Genomic DNA, 16030 nt, shown 5'->3' with positions numbered 1-16030 from the left:
GGGCTTGCCCCGCGATCAGTCACGAAGCAAGCCTTTGGGTGATCCGTCGATCAGTCAGCCAAACGCCAGGTGGTGGCGCCTTTGCTGTCTTCCAGCACCACACCCATGGCGGTGATCTGGTCGCGGATGCGGTCGGACTCGGCCCAGTTCTTGTCAGCCCGCGCCTGCAGGCGCGCCTGGATCAAGGCTTCCACTTCGGCAGCGTCGACCTTGCCTTCGGCCCCTGCGCGCAGGAAGTCGTCGGCGTCCAGTTGCAACACACCCAGCACATCGCCCAGCTCACGCAGACGACCAGCCAGGCCAGCAGCGGCCTCTGGGTCGCTTTCACGCAGGCGGTTGATCTCGCGCACCAGGTCGAACAGCACGGCGCAGGCTTCGGGGGTGCCGAAGTCGTCGTTCATCGCCGCGCTGAAGCGCTCGACGAACTCATCACCACCCTTGGCCTCCACCCGCGGCAGACCGCGCAGGGCGTGGTAGAAGCGCTCCAGTGCGCCTTTCGAGTCGCGCAGGCTGTCTTCGGAGTAGTTGATCGCGCTGCGGTAGTGGCTGGCCACCAGCAGGTAACGCACCACCTCCGGGTGATACTTGTCGAGCACGTCGCGGATGGTGAAGAAGTTGTTCAACGACTTGGACATCTTCTCGCCATTGATACGGATCATGCCGCAGTGCATCCAGGCGTTGGCGTACTGCTTGCCGGTGGCCGCCTCGCTCTGGGCGATCTCGTTCTCGTGGTGCGGGAACTCAAGGTCGCTGCCGCCGCCGTGGATGTCGAAGCTCTCGCCCAGGCAGCAGGTGGACATCACCGAGCACTCGATATGCCAGCCCGGACGGCCAGGCCCCCAGGGCGAATCCCAGTAGGGTTCGCCCGGCTTGACGCCCTTCCATAGCACGAAGTCCAGCGGGTCCTGCTTGGCTTCATCGACTTCGATGCGTGCGCCGATGCGCAGGTCTTCGATCTTTTTGCGCGACAGCTTGCCGTAGCCGACGAACTTGCCGACGCGGTAGTACACGTCGCCATTGCCCGGGGCGTAGGCGTAACCCTTGTCGATCAGGGTCTGGATCATCGCGTGCATGCCGGGGATATGGTCGGTGGCACGGGGTTCCAGGTCGGGCTTGAGGATGCTCAGGCGGCGCTCGTCCTCGTGCATCGCGTCGATCATGCGCGCGGTCAAGGCATCGAACGACTCGCCGTTCTCGTTGGCGCGGTTGATGATCTTGTCGTCGATGTCGGTGATGTTGCGCACATAGGTCAGCTCATAGCCGCTCTTGCGCAGCCAGCGGGTGACCAGGTCGAAGGCCACCATGCTGCGGCCATGGCCCAGGTGGCAATAGTCGTACACGGTCATGCCGCACACGTACATGCGCACCTTGTTGCCATCGAGCGGCTTGAAGGCTTCCTTGGTCTTGGTCAGCGTGTTGTAGATGTTGAGCACGGCGGTTCCTCAGCTGCCCCAGGAGTCACGCAGGGTGACGGTGCGGTTGAACACCGGGCGACCCGGCTGGCTGTCTTTCAGGTCGGCGCAGAAGTAGCCTTCGCGCTCGAACTGGAAGCGGTCTTCAGGCTGGGCCTGGCCCAGCGATGGCTCGGCGCGGCAGCCGGTCAGCACCTGCAGCGAATCGGGGTTGATGTTGTCGAGGAAGCTGCCGCCGTCTTCGGTCTTTTCCGGGTTGGCGGAGCGGAACAGGCGGTCGTACAGGCGCACTTCGCACTCGACGCTGCCTGCGCCCGGCACCCAGTGGATCACGCCCTTGACCTTGCGGCCTTCGGGGTTCTTGCCCAGGGTGTCGGCATCGTACGAGCAGCGCAGCTCGACGATGTTGCCGTCGGCGTCCTTGATCGCCTCGTCGGCGCGGATCACGTAGCTGCCGCGCAGGCGCACTTCACCGGCCGGCTCCAGGCGCTTGTAGCCCTTCGGCGGCTCTTCCATGAAGTCGTCGCGGTCGATGTACAGTTCGCGGGCAAACGGCAATACGCGTACGCCCATGTCTTCCTTGGGGTGACGCGGCAGTTCGAGCTGCTCGACCTGGCCCTCGGGGTAGTTGGTGATGACCACTTTCAGCGGGCGCAGCACGCACATGGCGCGCGGCGCGGTGCGGTCGAGGTCGTCACGGATGCTGAACTCGAGCATCGCCATGTCGACCACGCCGTCGGAACGGTTGGTGCCGATCATTTCGCAGAAGTTGCGGATCGATGCCGGGGTGTAGCCACGGCGGCGGAAGCCCGACAGGGTCGACATGCGCGGGTCATCCCAGGCGCTGACGTGCTTCTCGTCCACCAGTTGCTTGAGCTTGCGCTTGGAGGTGATGGTGTAGTTCAGGTTCAGGCGGCTGAACTCGTACTGGCGCGGGTGCGCCGGTACCGGCAGGTTGTCGAGGAACCAGTCGTACAGCGGGCGGTGGCCTTCGAACTCCAGGGTGCAGATCGAGTGGGTGATGCCTTCGATGGCATCGGACTGCCCGTGGGTGAAGTCGTAGTTCGGGTAGATGCACCACTTGTCACCGGTCTGGTGATGGTGGGCATGGCGGATGCGGTACAAGATTGGGTCGCGCAGGTTCATGTTCGGCGAGGCCATGTCGATCTTGGCCCGCAGCACGCGCTCGCCGTCCTTGAACTCGCCGGCCTTCATACGGGCGAACAGCTCGAGGTTCTCTTCGACGCTGCGCTCGCGGAACGGGCTGTTCTTGCCCGGCTCGGTCAGGCTGCCACGGTATTCCTTGGCCTGATCAGGGGTCAGGTCGCAGACATAGGCCTTGCCACGCTTGATCAGTTCAACGGCCCAGTCGTGCAGCTGGTCGAAGTAGTTGGAGGCATAGCGCACCTCGCCGGCCCAGTCGAAGCCCAGCCATTTCACGTCGCTCTGGATGGCGTCGATGTATTCCTGGTCTTCCTTGGCCGGGTTGGTGTCGTCGAAGCGCAGGTGACAGACACCGCCGAATTCCTTGGCCAGGCCGAAGTTGACACAGATCGACTTGGCATGACCGATGTGCAGGTAGCCGTTGGGCTCTGGCGGAAAACGGGTGACGATGCTGCTGTGCTTGCCCGCGTCCAGGTCGGCCTGGATGATTGGCCGCAGGAAGTTCACAGGGACGGCGGGGGCGCCTTTGGCAGCGGCGTTGGGCGCGTTGTCGGCAGTGGGCTTGCTCATAGTGTCCTTGAATGCAGGTAGCTGGCCTGGGTAGGCCGATTGAAACAAAGGGCCTATCATAGCCGAAGCAGTCAAGCTGCTGACAGCCGGACGCGGACAAACTGACGCGATTTGCGCAGCTATTTGTCGCAGCCGCCGGTCTAAACCGGCAGAATGGCCGCCGCGCACCTTGTGGCATGTGCCGCGGCCTGCTGATCCTGCGTCAGCTAACCCGAGCGCCCTGCGCCCCCTATTCCCGATGCCTTGAGAGCGAACTTAAGCATGTCCAAAGTCAAACTGAGCACCAACCACGGCGACATCGTCATCGAGCTGAACGCTGAAAAAGCCCCGCTGACCGTTGCCAACTTCCTGGCTTACGTTGAAGCCGGCCACTACAGCAACACCGTGTTCCACCGTGTGATCAAGGGCTTCATGATCCAAGGCGGCGGTTTCGAGCCAGGCATGAACGAAAAGCGCGACAAGCGTGCCAGCATCCAGAACGAAGCCGACAACGGCCTGAAGAACGACAAGTACACCATCGCCATGGCCCGTACCATGGAGCCGCACTCGGCCTCCGCGCAGTTCTTCATCAACGCCTCCAACAACGATTTCCTCAACCACAGCGGCAAGAATGTCCAGGGCTGGGGCTACGCCGTGTTCGGTAAAGTGACCGAAGGCACCGAGGTTGTCGACGCCATCGAAAAAGTCGCCACCGGTTCCAAGGCTGGCCACCAGGACGTACCGAAAGAAGACGTGATCATCGAGAAAGCAGAGATCATTGAGTGATTCTGCTGATCTCCGATCTGCACCTGCAAGAAGAACGCCCGGACATTGTCCGGGCGTTTCTTGATCTGCTCGACGGCCGCGCCCGTCACGCCAAGGCGCTGTACATCCTTGGCGACTTCTTCGAGGCATGGATCGGCGACGATGCCATGACCCCGTTCCAGCAGTCGATCTGCCAGGCCCTGCGCCAACTGAGCGACAACGGCACGGCGGTGTACCTGATGCACGGCAACCGCGACTTCCTGATCGGCCAGGCTTTCTGCGAAGCCGCCGGCTGCACCCTGCTGGCCGACCCCAGCGTGGTCGAGCTGGGTGGCGAGCAGGTATTGCTGATGCATGGCGATACCCTGTGCACCCGCGACGTGGCGTACATGAAGCTGCGCCGCTACCTGCGCAATCCGCTGACGCTGTGGATCCTGCGGCACCTGCCGCTGGCCACGCGGCACAAGCTGGCGCGCAAGCTGCGCAGTGAAAGCCGCTCGCAGACACGCATGAAGGCCACCGAGATCGTCGACGTGACCCCGGAGGAAGTGCCCAAGGTGATGGCCGCCCATGGCGTACGCACCCTGGTGCATGGCCACACGCACCGCCCGGCGATCCACAAGCTGGTGGTCGATGGGCAACCGGCGCGGCGGATCGTGCTGGGCGATTGGGATCGGCGTGGCTGGACGCTGCAGGTGGATGACCAGGGCTTTCAGTTGGCCCCGTTCGATTTCGCCTGAACCCCTATCGCCGGCAAGCCGGCTCCCACAGGGATGATGCATGGCTTGCGTTCATCCGGTCGGTGTGGGAGCCGGCTTGCCGGCGATGAGGCCAGCCCAGACACCGCAAAACGGTTGCTCCCACAGGGTGGTGTCCATCCTGTGGGTTCTGGTCGGTGATGAGCCTCACCGCGCTACTGAGCGCTGACCACCGCCGCCCTGTCCTTCTCGCTTATCACATACTGCCGATACTGCGGATCCGCCTTGATCTGCGCCTCGCTGAACGGGATCACCGACAGCTGCTTGGCGGCAAAGGCGCGGGTCTGGTCACCGGCATGAACCGAAGCCGCCTCGCTGGACAGTGAGAACGCCAACAAGCCCTGGGCCTGCGGCCCCTGCTCGGTGTAACTGACCACCTGCAGGTAGCTGGTACCGCTGACCACCAGGCGCTTGCCCGGTGCGAACGGCACACTGAGCATGGCGTTATACACCCCCAACTCCTGCGGACCGCCAGGCACCGGCGTGCCGTCGCTGGCCTGCTGGATCTGCCCCCAACGCTGCTCGGCAGCGATGCCGGCTTGGCCAACCTGGGCCAACGAGGCCAGCGCAGCCTGGTGCAACAGTTTGCTCACCGCCGCCTGCTCCACGGCCAGGCCACGAGGCGTATGCAGTGGGTCGGCCGGATCGAACGCCACTCGCCAGCTATCGCGATGTTCGGCCAGCGCGCCGGCGATGTTCTCGAAGTGCACCAGGCCGATCCCGGCCTCCAGGTCAGCCTTGCCATTCCAGGCCTGCAGGCTGGCGCATACCGCCGCGACATCCGCCGGCGCGCCTTTGCACCATTGCAGCAGGTCGGGCAACAGCAGGCTGGCCAGGTAGACCTCGTCATCGAACACCATGCGCTTCAGGGCATCGCCGTCCAGCTTTGCGCTGCCTTGCAGGCGCTGCAGGGCGAAGCGGCTGCGCATGCCCAGCGGTTGTTCGGCACGGCTTTGCAGCGGCGAGAAACCAGTCAATGGCTGAGCAGGGTTGGCCAGCCAGGCCGAGTCATTGGAATGCTGCACGAAGTCGCTGCGTACCAGGCTCGGTTGCAGGCGCGCCGGGAAGATCCCCGGTTGTGCGGCCTGGGCGTCTACCTTCCACTGGCAGGCACTGCGCGAGCCGTCCAGCACCACCACCGGCTCGGTGACGCCAGGGTTGCCGCAACGGGCCAGCAGCTCTTCGTCGACATAAGGCACCACTGACTGATTCAGGTACAGCGCCTGCCCCGCTGCGTCGACCGCCAGGGTGTTGACCCAAGGGATACCCTGCAACTGCGCCACCGACGCTTGCAACGCGCCCAGGCTGTCGGCGCGGTTGATCCGATACCACTGTTGCAGCACCCGGGTGTTTTCCAGGTTGGCGTCACGCAGCGCATAGGCCGCCTGATTGTCCCAGTCCAGCCGGCCGGGCCACTGCACCACCGGGCCGAACTTCGACAGGTAGATGGGCCGTTCGACCTGCTGCAGCGCGCCGCCCTCGCCTTTCACCGTGACGCTGACCTTCTGCTGTTCAAGCGGCAGCGACTGGCCATCGAGCAGGTAACGGGTCGGGTCTTTCGGGTCGAGTTGCAGGCGGTACACGGTGAAATGCTTCGACGTGTCTACGGTGTGGGTCCAGGCCAGGTGCTTGTTGAAACCGATGTTGACCACCGGCAGGCCCGGCAACGCCGCCCCCATGACATCCAACTGCCCGGGGATGGTCAGTTGCATCTGGTAGAAGCGCATGCCGCCTACCCAGGGGAAATGCGGGTTGGCCAACAACAGGCCGCGGCCATTGGCCGAGCGCTGCGCGCCCACCGCAACGGCGTTGCTGCCACGGCTCATGGCGAACTGTTGCTGCCGGGCCAGGGCCACGCTGTAGTCGACCGTGGGCCGCTGCGCCGCAAGGTTGGGCGGGGTCGCCGCCACCACGGCCTCGGCGAATTGGCCTACGCCACCTTCGGCCAACAAGCGGCGGGTCAACTTGACCAGGTCCAGGCTGGTGATCGGCCGCACCCAGTCGCCCGCCCCGCACTCGGCAGGCAGGCCTTGAGCCCGACGCTCGCCCAGGGCGCGGTTATAGCCGCGGGCATACCCCTCCAGCAGGTCGCGCACCGCTGCCGGTTGGGCCTGCTGGAAGCCGTTGACTGCGACAGGGTTGTTGAGCCAGGTGAAGAACAGGTCGCTGGCGAGGTTGTCGCGCTGCTCCACGGTCTTGCCGTCACCCCCGAAGTAGCGGGAGCGCTCGCCGTTGACCGTCAGCACCTCGTTGGCCAGCAGGCACAGATTGTCCTGGGCGTAGGCATAGCCGATGCCATAGCCCAGGCCACGCTCGTCATTGGCCAGGATGTGCGGCACACCAAAGCTGGTGCGGCGGATCTGCGCAGAGGCTTCGCCGCTAGCCTCGCGCGCCTGCGCCAGCAGGCTGGAGGCGACCAGGGCGGCGGCAAGGCCAAGGCGCAGGGTAGGACGCGAAAGAGGGATCACAGGCACTCCTCGTGCAATCGGGGGTTATCCCGATCAGACGAATGGCCGGATGAAAATTTTACGCCCTCTTGCCTGCTGCAACGTCTTCAACAAGGCGTGTCAGATTTTTTTACCGAGGGACTGCAGTTTTGCCGTTCTCGTTCGTCTTAATAGGTGAGAGAGGCAACAACGATGAATCCGCTGCGGTCGATGAAAAGGAGCATTCGCATGTACAACCAACAACCTTCGCTGCCGGCGGCGCACAGCCCGGTCAGCACGCCCTGCGCACAGGAAGTGCGCACCGGCAACGAGCAGATTCGCGAGCTGCTGCGCGTCTACGGGCTGCGTACCAGCCTGATCCGCCTCAAAGTCATCGACGCCCTGCACAGCGCCGATCGCAACGGCCGCAGCATTGGCGTGCGTGGTGTCCACGCGCACCTTGAGCAGTTGGACATTCCGTTGTCGTTCCTCAGCGTGCGCGAGGTGCTCAAGCGGCTGTGCACCGAAGGTGTGATCAGCCTGGGCAACGACAAGTGCTACAGCCTCGAGCCCCAGGCACGCGCCGTACTCGAGCAGCCCACCTTGCGTTGAGCGTGTGGCCGGCCTTGATCCGCCGGCCGGCCCGCCTCAGGGCTTGACCTTGCGCCGCAGGATCCCGTTGATCACCACCACGACCACCGCAACGGCGATGGCGATGAACTGGAATGTCTGCTCGCTGATGGTGCCCTGCTTCTGCAGGTGACTCAGGCCGAGCATGATCCCCAGTACCACCAGGATGATCAGGATCGAATATTTCAGGCGCTGCACATGTGTCATCGGGAGTTCCTTGCGACATCGGGGACATGAGGCTCGCTTGGAGCCGGCGCCATGATACCTCGCTGCCATGTCCTACGCTGATTTTCCTGCCGACCTACGACGCATACCTCCCAGCAGCATCAGATTCGCTGCTTGCCTGACACAAAATTACCTCGCCGATCAACGCCCGGATACCTGGGAATATTGTTCCCCTGCAATTGCATGGGGTACCACACCCAAAATGCCACCATGGAAGGTCTTCTCTATGACTTTTGGGGCCTGTAGCGCAAGGGTGAAGAATTTTCATACACCGATTATCCCGTTTGCTTTCAATTGTCGTGCCGACAAGGCTACAAGTGCCGGTCCGATTCGCGCCTAGCGACCCTTTCTGATGCTGTTTGAAAATCGAGGCGAGCCAAGCGCCCAGCCGCGCCATGGCAACCCTCGGTGTGTGGTCGATACACAGGCCACGCGTCAAACGATCCCACAGCCCAAGGATGCCTTGCGTGGACATGCCAGACCTCAACAACATCGAAGTAACCCAACTGCCTCAATCACTGCAGGTGCTGATCGAATGCATCGGCCTCGAAAATGCCTACCGGCTTACCTGTGCGTTCGGCGGGCGCCCCAAGTACATCCCCAAGCACCGCTCACGTACCAAATTGGCAGATGTCTTGCCGCCCGAAGCGCTCGACGCGCTGATCAAGCGCTTTGCCGGCCTGGCGCTGGAGATCCCCAAGGCCGACCACTTTCAGCGCCAGCTGCGCAACCAGCAGATTCAAAAGGAAAGCGCCAACGGCCTGTCACGCAGCCTGTTGGCCGACAAATACGGGCTTAGCCTGCGACAGATCGGCAATATTCGGCGCCAGGATTGCCCGGTTCGCTAAGCGTTGAACGGATGAATGAGACGACCAGAGGCGTCCGCGCCCGGCCACTGGCAGCCGGCGCGGACGAGCGCGAACGGTCAGAAGTCGCGCTTGTAGAAGATGTCCAGCGAGCTGGCCAGGCCGCTGGCGGCCTCCAGGTAGACTTTCTTGCTCAGCTTGTAACGCAGGGCAATGGTATTGGCAGGCTCGAAAACCCCCACACCGTAACGCAGGCTCAGCCGCTCGCTGAGGTTGCCGCTGGCGACCACACTGGTGCTGGTGCCCGAGCCCTCGGTGTCGAGCTGGAAATCTTCGATCCCCAGGTTCGACGCCAGGCTGCCAGTAATCCCGGCACTGCCCGCCAAACCCAGGCCCAGCGCTGCCTCGGCCAACATGTTGCTGTCTTCACCAGAAGCACCCAGTGGCCGCCCCAGCACCAGATAGGACAACGCCTGTTCCTGGCTCATCGCCGGTTCCGAAAACACCTTGGTGGTGGGTTGTTCGGCGCTGCCGCTCAGGCGAATACCGGCAATCACGTCATCCACCTGACGAATCGCTTCGATATCCAGGTACGGCTGGTCGATGGGGCCCGCGAACAGCAGGCGTGCCCGGCGGATGGTGAGGCGCTGGCCATAGGCGCGGTAGCGACCATCAGCCAGGCTCAGCTCCCCGCGGGTATCGAGGTTGTCGCCGATGTGCACGTGGCCAAGCAGGTTGGCGGTGAGGCCGAAACCACTGAACGACAGCTTGTCGCGACCGACCTCGACGTCGATGTCCATTGCCACCGCCATGGGCGGCTTGCCCTCCTGCGCCTGGTGGCCAAGGATCACCGTGTCGTCGGATACCTGCACCGTCGACGGTGGCAGTTCACGCACGGTGATCTCGCCCTTGGGCACCAGTACCTTGCCGGTTACCGCCAGCTTGTCGTCGACCAGGCGGATGACCAGGTCGGGCGCAACCTCGAGCACCGCGTAGGGCTCGACAGTGACCGGCAGCTGCTGGCCGCTCAGGCGCAGCTCCATGGCCAGCGCCTGCCCCCAGGTCATCTGCCCGGCCAGCTCGCCACGCCCGGCGTCGCCACTGCGCCAGTCGCCCTTGAGCTGCACCTGCTCGCCGGCGATCAGCGCCTGGAGTGAAAGTGCCTGCAGGCTTACCGGTAATTCTGCGCCGCTGACCTCACCACCGCTCAACGCCAGGTTGCCGTTGACCTGCGGTGCCAACAAGCTGCCCGACAGGCGCCCGCTGCCATTGAGCTGGCCGGCCAGGCGCTCGACCATCGGCAGGAACGGCCGGGCCACCGACAGCTCCAGCCCGGCCAGGCGGAACTCGCCGGACAGCGGCTTGTTGCGCCCAAGCGGGTCAAGGCGGGTGTCGAGGGTCAGCTCCCCCAGGCGCTCGCCACGAAAGGCCAGGTGGGTGTCCACCCGACGCGGTGCCAGGGTGCTGTCCAGGCGCAGCACCTGGTAGGGGAAATCAACCCAGCGCCCCTTGTCGCGCACGCGCAGGGTGCCGCCGCCGGCATCGACACGAATACTGCCTTTGGGGCCGCTGGCCGGGATATCGAGGTTGATGTCGGCATTGAGCAGCCCCTGCCAGGCGAAGTCCTTGGGCAGCCATTGCGCCAGGCTGTCCAGTGGGAACTGCTTGAGGTGATAGCGCAGGCGCGGCTCTGGCGCCAGGCGCTGGTCCTCGCCACACAGGCTGGCCTGGCCTGCGCGCCAGCAATGGGCACCGAAATCCAGCTGGCCGCTGGCCAGGCGCTGCAGGCGCGCCGGGGCTTGCAGTTGCCAGTCCTGGCCACCGGCCTGGATACGCCCGCTGGCCAGGCGACCGCGCCAGTCGCCCTTGCTGAGTGTGCCGTCGAGCGCCAGGTCGAGCTTGAGCTGCGGGCCATCGAGCGCCAGGGTGGCAGCCTGCTGGCGGATATCGCCCTTGCCCTGCACATCCAGGTTGCCCAACGGGGTATCGCCCAGGCGGATAGCGCCGGCCTTGAGCGTGAGCTGCCCCCGCTGGGCACTGTCCAGGCGCGCATCGAGGTCCAGCCGCTGTACCCGGTTGTCGGCCTGCGCCAGTTGCTGGCCGTGCAGCGTGAGGCTGCCCTGGGGCGCAGCGAGGGTGCCAGCCAGGTCCAGGCGGCCCTTGACCTGGCCCTGCAGCTGCGGCCAGAGCTGGCCAAGCCGCGGCAGGTCGAGGTCAACACGCCCAGCCAGGCGCTGCTGCAGGCTGCCACTGCCGTTGATGCGGTTGTCGCCCAGCTGCACCGCCAGGCTGCCCAGGGTCCAGTGGTCGCCCTTGCCGTCGGCATCCACCTTGAGCACGGCTGGCTGGCCACGCAGGCGCCCCTTGAGGTCGAGCTGCGCCTTGAGCTGCAATTGCTGATTCTTCAGCTCGCCCTGACTGCGCAATGGCCCGGCCAGGGTACCGGGCAGCTCGGCCAGCCAATAGGCCGGGTCTAGCGCTGCCAGCTGCAGGTCGACATCCCAGGCCAGGGTGTCGGCAAAGCGCAAGGCGACGCTGCCGGCCGCCTTGCCCTGCCCTGCACTCAGCGCCAGCTGCGGCAGCCGCACCTGGCCGAGATCACCGTCGAATGGGCTGGCGACGGTGAAGGCGCCTGCCGGGCCATCCAGGTCACCGTTGAACACGCCCTTGTAGTTGCCATCGCGGTACTGCACCTGCGCATTGAAACGCTTGAGGGTCACCTGCGGTGGCTGTTCGAGGGGGTACAGGCGCAACCAGGGGAAATCGAGCCAGTCGATGCTGGCGTCAGCGCTCAAGCCCTGCTGCCAGTCGGCACTGGCCTGCAGCTTGACCCGCTGGGTATCGCTGGCATTGAGGTCCAGGGCATCGAGCCGGGCGCCCTTGGCGTCCACCTTGCCGGCCAGCACCAGGCCCACCGGGCCCTGCTCCGCCGGCAGCGTGGCCGCACCGGACAGCTGGTAGCCCTTGAGCAGGTCGCCCTGGGCGTCGAGCCTGAGCTGGTTGAGTTGCAGGGTGTCGGGCAGGCTGGCGGCGGGCTTGAACGCCTCGGCGCGCAGGCTCAGTTTCGCCGGCAGGTGTTCGGCCAGGGCCTGCAGCTCGCCGTTCAAGCGGGCATCGAGGTAGCCACTGCTGGTGGCGTCCAGCGTCAGTGTCTGTTGCAGCTCGCCCTTGGCACTCAACGCCAACTGCCAGGGTTGGCCGTCCACGGCCGGCAGTTGCAAGGTGCCTTGCAGTTGCAGCGGCCAGTTGCCTTGCGGTTGCAACACGCCCTGCAGGTCAAGGTGCAGGTCGTCGCGCTGCAGTTGCAGGCTGTCGACCCGTAGGCCGGCCGCAGTCCAGTGCGCAGCCAGTTGCAGATTGCCAAGCAGCTCACTGCCATCCAGCCGCAGCTGGCCGACCTTGACCTCGCCCAGTTCGATGGCCAGCGGCAGGTTCAGCGCCGGCAGTTGCAGTGGGCCGCTGTCGGGCTCGCTTTCGCCCGGGGCGAAGGCCATGTCGATACGCTCGGCCTGCAGACGCTCGATGCACAGGGTGGCGCGCAACAGGCAGGCAGGGGACCAGGCCAGCTGCGGGGCTTGCAGCTCGATCCGGCTCTGGCCGTCAACCCAGCGCAGTTGGCTGGCTTGCCAACTGCCACCCAGGCTCCCTGCGAAGTCGCTGACCTCAAGCCCCGGCACCAGCCCCACCGCCCAGCGGCTGCCTGCCTGGGTACCCAGCACCAGGCCCAGCGCCAAGGCGATCAGCAGCAACAAGGCGCAGATAACGAGCAAGAGGTATCTGAACACACGCATCACAGCTCGGGCCCCATGGAAAAGTGCAAACGAAAACCACCGTCGTCATCCAGCGCGTGGGCCAGGTCCAGGCGTAGCGGCCCTACCGGCGAGACCCAGCGCACGCCGATGCCGACACCGGTCTTGAGGCTAGGCAGTTCCAGGCTGTTGAACGAGTTGCCCTGGTCGATGAAGGTTGCCAGGCGCCATTTTTCGGCGATCGAGTACTGGTATTCGGCACTGCCGGCCACCATGTAGCGACCGCCGATACGGTCGCCTTTGTTGTTCTCTGGCGACAACGACTGGTAGTCGTAGCCACGCACGCTCTGGTCGCCACCAGCGAAGAAGCGCAGCGACGGTGGGATGTTCTGCTGGTAGCCGTTGGTGGCGCTGCCGCCGAACTGCACGCGGCCGAGGAAACGGTGGTTGTGGCCGAGGGTGGTCAGGCCTTTGAGCAGCACGTTGCCGTGCACCAGGTTGGTATCCGAACCCAGCCCTTCCTTGGCCGCCTGCAGGTCGAACTGCAGCCGATAACCCTGGTGCGGATCGATCCGGTTGTCGCTGCGCAGGTAGGCGAAACTGACCCCCGGCATCAGCAGGTTGCTCAGGCCCGAGTCGTCACCCAGGCGATACTCTTCGCGTTGGTACTTGAGCGAGATCACCCGCTGCCAGCCGCTGGGCAGTTTGCTGTGCCATTCCGGGCCTACGGTCAGCAGCTTGCTCAGCGTGTCGGTGCCGGCGATATCCTCGTTCTGGTAGCCGCCGGCAAAGCGCAACTTGTCGGTGAGCGGTGGATCGAGCGGGATGTCGTACCACAGGCCGACGTTCTGCCGAGGCGCCGACAGTTCAGTCTCCCAACCGTAGCTATGGCCTTGCGGGTTGACCCAGTGGCGGGTCCAGTTGGCCTTGGCACGCGGACCGACGTCGGTCGAAAAGCCCAGGCCCAGGCCCATGGTGCGTGGTTTACGGGTGTCGAGGCGAACTTCGACGGGAATGTCTTCGCCCACGGCGGCGGTCGGCGCGGCATCCACCCGTACGCCTTCGAAATAGCCGCTCGATTGCAGATCGTTGTTGAGCTCGGCGATCAACTCCGAGTCGTAAGGGGTGCCGGGCTGGAACTGCACCATGCGCTGCAGCAGGTCCTGGTCCAGGGGCGTGTCACCGCCGAAGTGCACCGCACCCAGGCGATAGCGTGGGCCGCTCTGGTAGACCAGTTCGATGTCGGCGACACCGGCCTGCGGGTCGACCGCCAGACGCTGGCGCGTGAAGCGGCCACTGAAAAAACCATAGCGCGACGCCTGGTTGAGGATCAGCCGCTTGGCATCTTCGTAATGCCCATGATTGAGTTGCTCGCCGGGGCGCAGCGCCTTGCTGTCGGGGATGCGAAATGCCTTCATTTCGCTGGCCGGCCCTTCGATACGCACAGTCACGTTGCGCAGGCGTACCGGCTCACCCGGATCGACACGGATGATCAGTTGCGGGGGCTTGTCCTTGTCACTCGGCGCCTTCACTTCGCTGTCGATGCGTGCCTGGTAATAACCCAGCGCCTGCGCCGCCTTGCGTGTCTGCTCCTCGGCGCCGCGACTGAAACGCAGCAGCGCTTCTTCATCGCGCTCGCCGAGGCTGCCGATATAACCTTCGATATTGGCCTTGAGCGGCTTGTTGGCGGGTTTCACCCGGACCAGTAACTCGCTCTGCGCCCATGTCATGGAGCTGGCGGCCAGCAGCAGCAGGCCCCAGCAAAGTCGTCCTGAATACGTCATGCGGCGCATGCTACCAGAGCGGGCCGGTCAAGGGTGCCGCCTGTCAATACCGGTCACACAACTGTCGCATTGGACGACACCGGATTGGGATGAAAGAACACCCTTTCTCGGATTGGCCCTACAGCGACCTCGCCGATCTCCTCATAGCCCTGGCGCTCATAGAAGGCCAGGTAGTGTGCATTGCCGGTATCCAGCACCACGCCCTGGGTGGTCGGGTCATCAGCGCACCAGTCGTGTACCGCTTGCAGCAACTGTTCGCCGTAGTGCTGCCCCTGGAACTGCGGGTGCACACCCAGCAGCGGCAGTACATGCACCTGCCCGCTCGGCAGACAACCCGCGAGCGCAGCCTGGTAGTCCAGGTAGCGGCGTGTGCAGCGCAGGCCAGTGCCGAGCATCATGCGCAGGCGCCATGCCCAGCTGTCAGCCACACCCAATCGACGTTGTGGCGGCACGATCAGCGCGATCCCGACCAGGCGGTCATCCACCAGCAGGCCGATCGCCGGCAACTGCAGGTAGAAGTGCTGGCGCAGCCATTCGCGCACCAGCACCCGCAGACGCTGCTCATAGCCAGGCCGCTGGGCTTCGAACAGCCAGGCAAAGGTCGGTTCATGGCGGTAGGCGTGATAGAGCAGCGAGCGAGCCTCGCGGGCGTAGCCTTCGTCGAGCAGGCAAATACGGGCTGGTGCGGCTAGGGCGTCGGGCATCGCGGGCGGTCCTCCTGGAATGGGCGTGCAGTGCCTTGGAGTTACTGCACCGCGTATGGTTCACCTCCCACAGCACGTTAGCAGCGCCAACCCTGGGTCGCCACGCTGGCCGCCGCCGGCGATGTCGGCTAGCATTCGAGGCTTTTATCAGGATTGTCTTTCCATGAAAGTCGTCTCGTTCAACATCAATGGCCTGCGCGCCCGCCCGCACCAGTTGGCGGCACTGATCGACAAGCACCAGCCGGACGTGATCGGCCTGCAGGAAACCAAGGTCAGCGACGAACAGTTCCCGCTGGCTGAAGTCGAGGCGCTCGGCTACCACGTGCATTACCACGGCCAGAAAGGCCACTACGGCGTGGCGCTGCTGTCTCGGGAACAGCCGCTGTCGCTGTACAAGGGTTTCGCCAGTGATGAAGAAGATGCCCAGCGCCGCTTCATCTGGGGCACCTTCGCCGACCGCAACGGCACGCCGATCACGGTGATGAACGGCTACTTCCCCCAGGGCGAGAGCCGTGACCACCCCACCAAATTCCCGGCCAAACAGCGTTTCTACAGCGACCTGCAAGTGTTGCTGGAGAGCCAGTTCAAGAATGACCAGCCGCTGTTGGTGATGGGTGATGTGAACATTTCGCCGCAGGATTGCGACATCGGTATCGGGGCGGACAACGCCAAGCGCTGGTTGAAGACTGGCAAGTGCAGTTTCCTGCCTGAAGAGCGCGAGTGGATGGAGCGGCTCAAGGGCTGGGGGCTGGTCGACACGTTCCGCCATCTGTACCCGGAAGTGGCTGATCAGTTCAGCTGGTTCGACTATCGCAGCCGGGGGTTCGAGGATGAGCCCAAGCGTGGGCTGCGGATTGACCTGATCATGGCTTCGCAGGGGTTGCTGCCTCGGGTCAAGGCGGCGGGGATTGACTATGAGTTGCGGGGGATGGAGAAGCCTTCGGATCATGCGCCGATTTGGCTTGAGTTGGGGTGAGGGTTCGGGCTCGGGCTCGGGCTCGGGCTCGGGCTCGGGGCTTAGGGTGCTGGTTTTTATAGATGTATGCGCATTCAGCGGC

12 protein-coding genes are annotated in these 16030 nt (G+C 64.5%); 5 read left to right on the top strand and 7 right to left on the bottom strand.

Features of this window, described 5'->3' with window-relative positions:
• Positions 1-50: 50 nt before the first annotated feature.
• Together cysS and ACQ4N9_RS25080 are read right to left on the bottom strand one after the other, a co-directional pair.
• The gene (gene cysS, locus ACQ4N9_RS25085) at positions 51-1433 is read right to left on the bottom strand and encodes a cysteine--tRNA ligase (RefSeq protein ID WP_390970854.1); all 1383 of its coding nucleotides are present in this window, start codon (positions 1431-1433) and stop codon (positions 51-53) included.
• A 9-nt stretch (positions 1434-1442) separates the two neighbouring features.
• The gene (locus tag ACQ4N9_RS25080; protein WP_390970852.1) at positions 1443-3146 is read right to left on the bottom strand and encodes a glutamine--tRNA ligase/YqeY domain fusion protein; all 1704 of its coding nucleotides are present in this window, start codon (positions 3144-3146) and stop codon (positions 1443-1445) included.
• A gap of 261 nt (positions 3147-3407) precedes the next feature.
• Here ACQ4N9_RS25080 and ACQ4N9_RS25075 point away from each other — a divergent pair, with 261 nt between their 5' ends.
• Positions 3408-3911: a peptidylprolyl isomerase gene (locus tag ACQ4N9_RS25075; protein ID WP_347151467.1), complete on the top strand. Its 504-nt coding sequence runs from the start codon at positions 3408-3410 to the stop codon at positions 3909-3911.
• A complete protein-coding gene (locus tag ACQ4N9_RS25070; RefSeq protein ID WP_390970849.1) occupies positions 3908-4630 on the top strand; it encodes a UDP-2,3-diacylglucosamine diphosphatase in 723 nt (240 codons plus the stop codon). The genes ACQ4N9_RS25075 and ACQ4N9_RS25070 overlap by 4 nt, the downstream gene beginning before the upstream one ends.
• 173 nt (positions 4631-4803) lie before the next feature.
• Here ACQ4N9_RS25070 and ACQ4N9_RS25065 read toward each other — a convergent pair whose 3' ends face one another.
• Positions 4804-7116 (bottom strand): acylase, encoded by a 2313-nt coding sequence (locus ACQ4N9_RS25065; protein ID WP_390970847.1) that lies wholly within the window; start codon positions 7114-7116, stop codon positions 4804-4806.
• Between the two features lie 207 nt (positions 7117-7323).
• On the opposite strand from ACQ4N9_RS25065, the gene ACQ4N9_RS25060 reads away from it, so the two are divergent.
• Positions 7324-7686 (top strand): fe2+ zn2+ uptake regulation protein, encoded by a 363-nt coding sequence (locus ACQ4N9_RS25060; protein WP_390970845.1) that lies wholly within the window; start codon positions 7324-7326, stop codon positions 7684-7686.
• Between the two features lie 36 nt (positions 7687-7722).
• On the opposite strand, the gene ACQ4N9_RS25055 is transcribed toward ACQ4N9_RS25060, so the two are convergent.
• Positions 7723-7911, bottom strand: a complete 189-nt coding sequence (locus ACQ4N9_RS25055; RefSeq protein WP_110994403.1) for a hypothetical protein — start codon at positions 7909-7911, stop codon at positions 7723-7725.
• 485 nt (positions 7912-8396) lie between these two features.
• Between ACQ4N9_RS25055 and ACQ4N9_RS25050 the strand changes: the two genes are divergently transcribed.
• Complete coding sequence (locus tag ACQ4N9_RS25050; protein ID WP_390970843.1) at positions 8397-8777, top strand: Mor transcription activator family protein; 381 nt, start codon at positions 8397-8399, stop codon at positions 8775-8777.
• Positions 8778-8854: 77 nt separating this feature from the next.
• On the opposite strand, the gene ACQ4N9_RS25045 is transcribed toward ACQ4N9_RS25050, so the two are convergent.
• Genes ACQ4N9_RS25045 through ACQ4N9_RS25035 form a run of 3 tightly spaced genes read right to left on the bottom strand, consistent with a single transcriptional unit; the run spans position 8855 to position 14972 of the window.
• Positions 8855-12526: a translocation/assembly module TamB domain-containing protein gene (locus ACQ4N9_RS25045; RefSeq protein WP_390970841.1), complete on the bottom strand. Its 3672-nt coding sequence runs from the start codon at positions 12524-12526 to the stop codon at positions 8855-8857.
• Entirely contained in the window at positions 12526-14268 is a 1743-nt protein-coding gene (locus ACQ4N9_RS25040; protein WP_390970839.1) for an autotransporter assembly complex protein TamA, read from the bottom strand. Before ACQ4N9_RS25040 ends, ACQ4N9_RS25045 begins: the two co-directional genes overlap by 1 nt.
• A 53-nt stretch (positions 14269-14321) precedes the next feature.
• On the bottom strand, positions 14322-14972 hold the full coding sequence (locus ACQ4N9_RS25035) for a GNAT family N-acetyltransferase (protein ID WP_390970837.1): 651 nt from the start codon (positions 14970-14972) through the stop codon (positions 14322-14324).
• 163 nt (positions 14973-15135) lie between these two features.
• Between ACQ4N9_RS25035 and xthA the strand changes: the two genes are divergently transcribed.
• Positions 15136-15948 (top strand): exodeoxyribonuclease III, encoded by an 813-nt coding sequence (gene xthA / locus ACQ4N9_RS25030; RefSeq protein WP_390970835.1) that lies wholly within the window; start codon positions 15136-15138, stop codon positions 15946-15948.
• Positions 15949-16030: the final 82 nt, after the last annotated feature.

The organism is Pseudomonas sp. ES1 (assembly GCF_050586605.1).
GTDB lineage: Bacteria > Pseudomonadota > Gammaproteobacteria > Pseudomonadales > Pseudomonadaceae > Aquipseudomonas > Aquipseudomonas sichuanensis.
Note: the sequence above shows the minus strand (reverse complement) of the source record. Positions and strands in the feature narration are given on the sequence as shown.

Bases quoted from the DNA above. Each gene is read 5' to 3' on its own strand.
- ACQ4N9_RS25060 (WP_390970845.1), top strand. From the start codon at position 7,324: ATGTACAACCAACAACCTTCGCTGCCGGCGGCGCACAGCCCGGTCAGC.
- ACQ4N9_RS25035 (WP_390970837.1), bottom strand. From the start codon at position 14,972: ATGCCCGACGCCCTAGCCGCACCAGCCCGTATTTGCCTGCTCGACGAA.
- ACQ4N9_RS25055 (WP_110994403.1), bottom strand. From the start codon at position 7,911: ATGACACATGTGCAGCGCCTGAAATATTCGATCCTGATCATCCTGGTG.
- ACQ4N9_RS25080 (WP_390970852.1), bottom strand. From the start codon at position 3,146: ATGAGCAAGCCCACTGCCGACAACGCGCCCAACGCCGCTGCCAAAGGC.
- xthA (WP_390970835.1), top strand. From the start codon at position 15,136: ATGAAAGTCGTCTCGTTCAACATCAATGGCCTGCGCGCCCGCCCGCAC.
- ACQ4N9_RS25040 (WP_390970839.1), bottom strand. From the start codon at position 14,268: ATGACGTATTCAGGACGACTTTGCTGGGGCCTGCTGCTGCTGGCCGCC.
- ACQ4N9_RS25045 (WP_390970841.1), bottom strand. From the start codon at position 12,526: ATGCGTGTGTTCAGATACCTCTTGCTCGTTATCTGCGCCTTGTTGCTG.
- ACQ4N9_RS25075 (WP_347151467.1), top strand. From the start codon at position 3,408: ATGTCCAAAGTCAAACTGAGCACCAACCACGGCGACATCGTCATCGAG.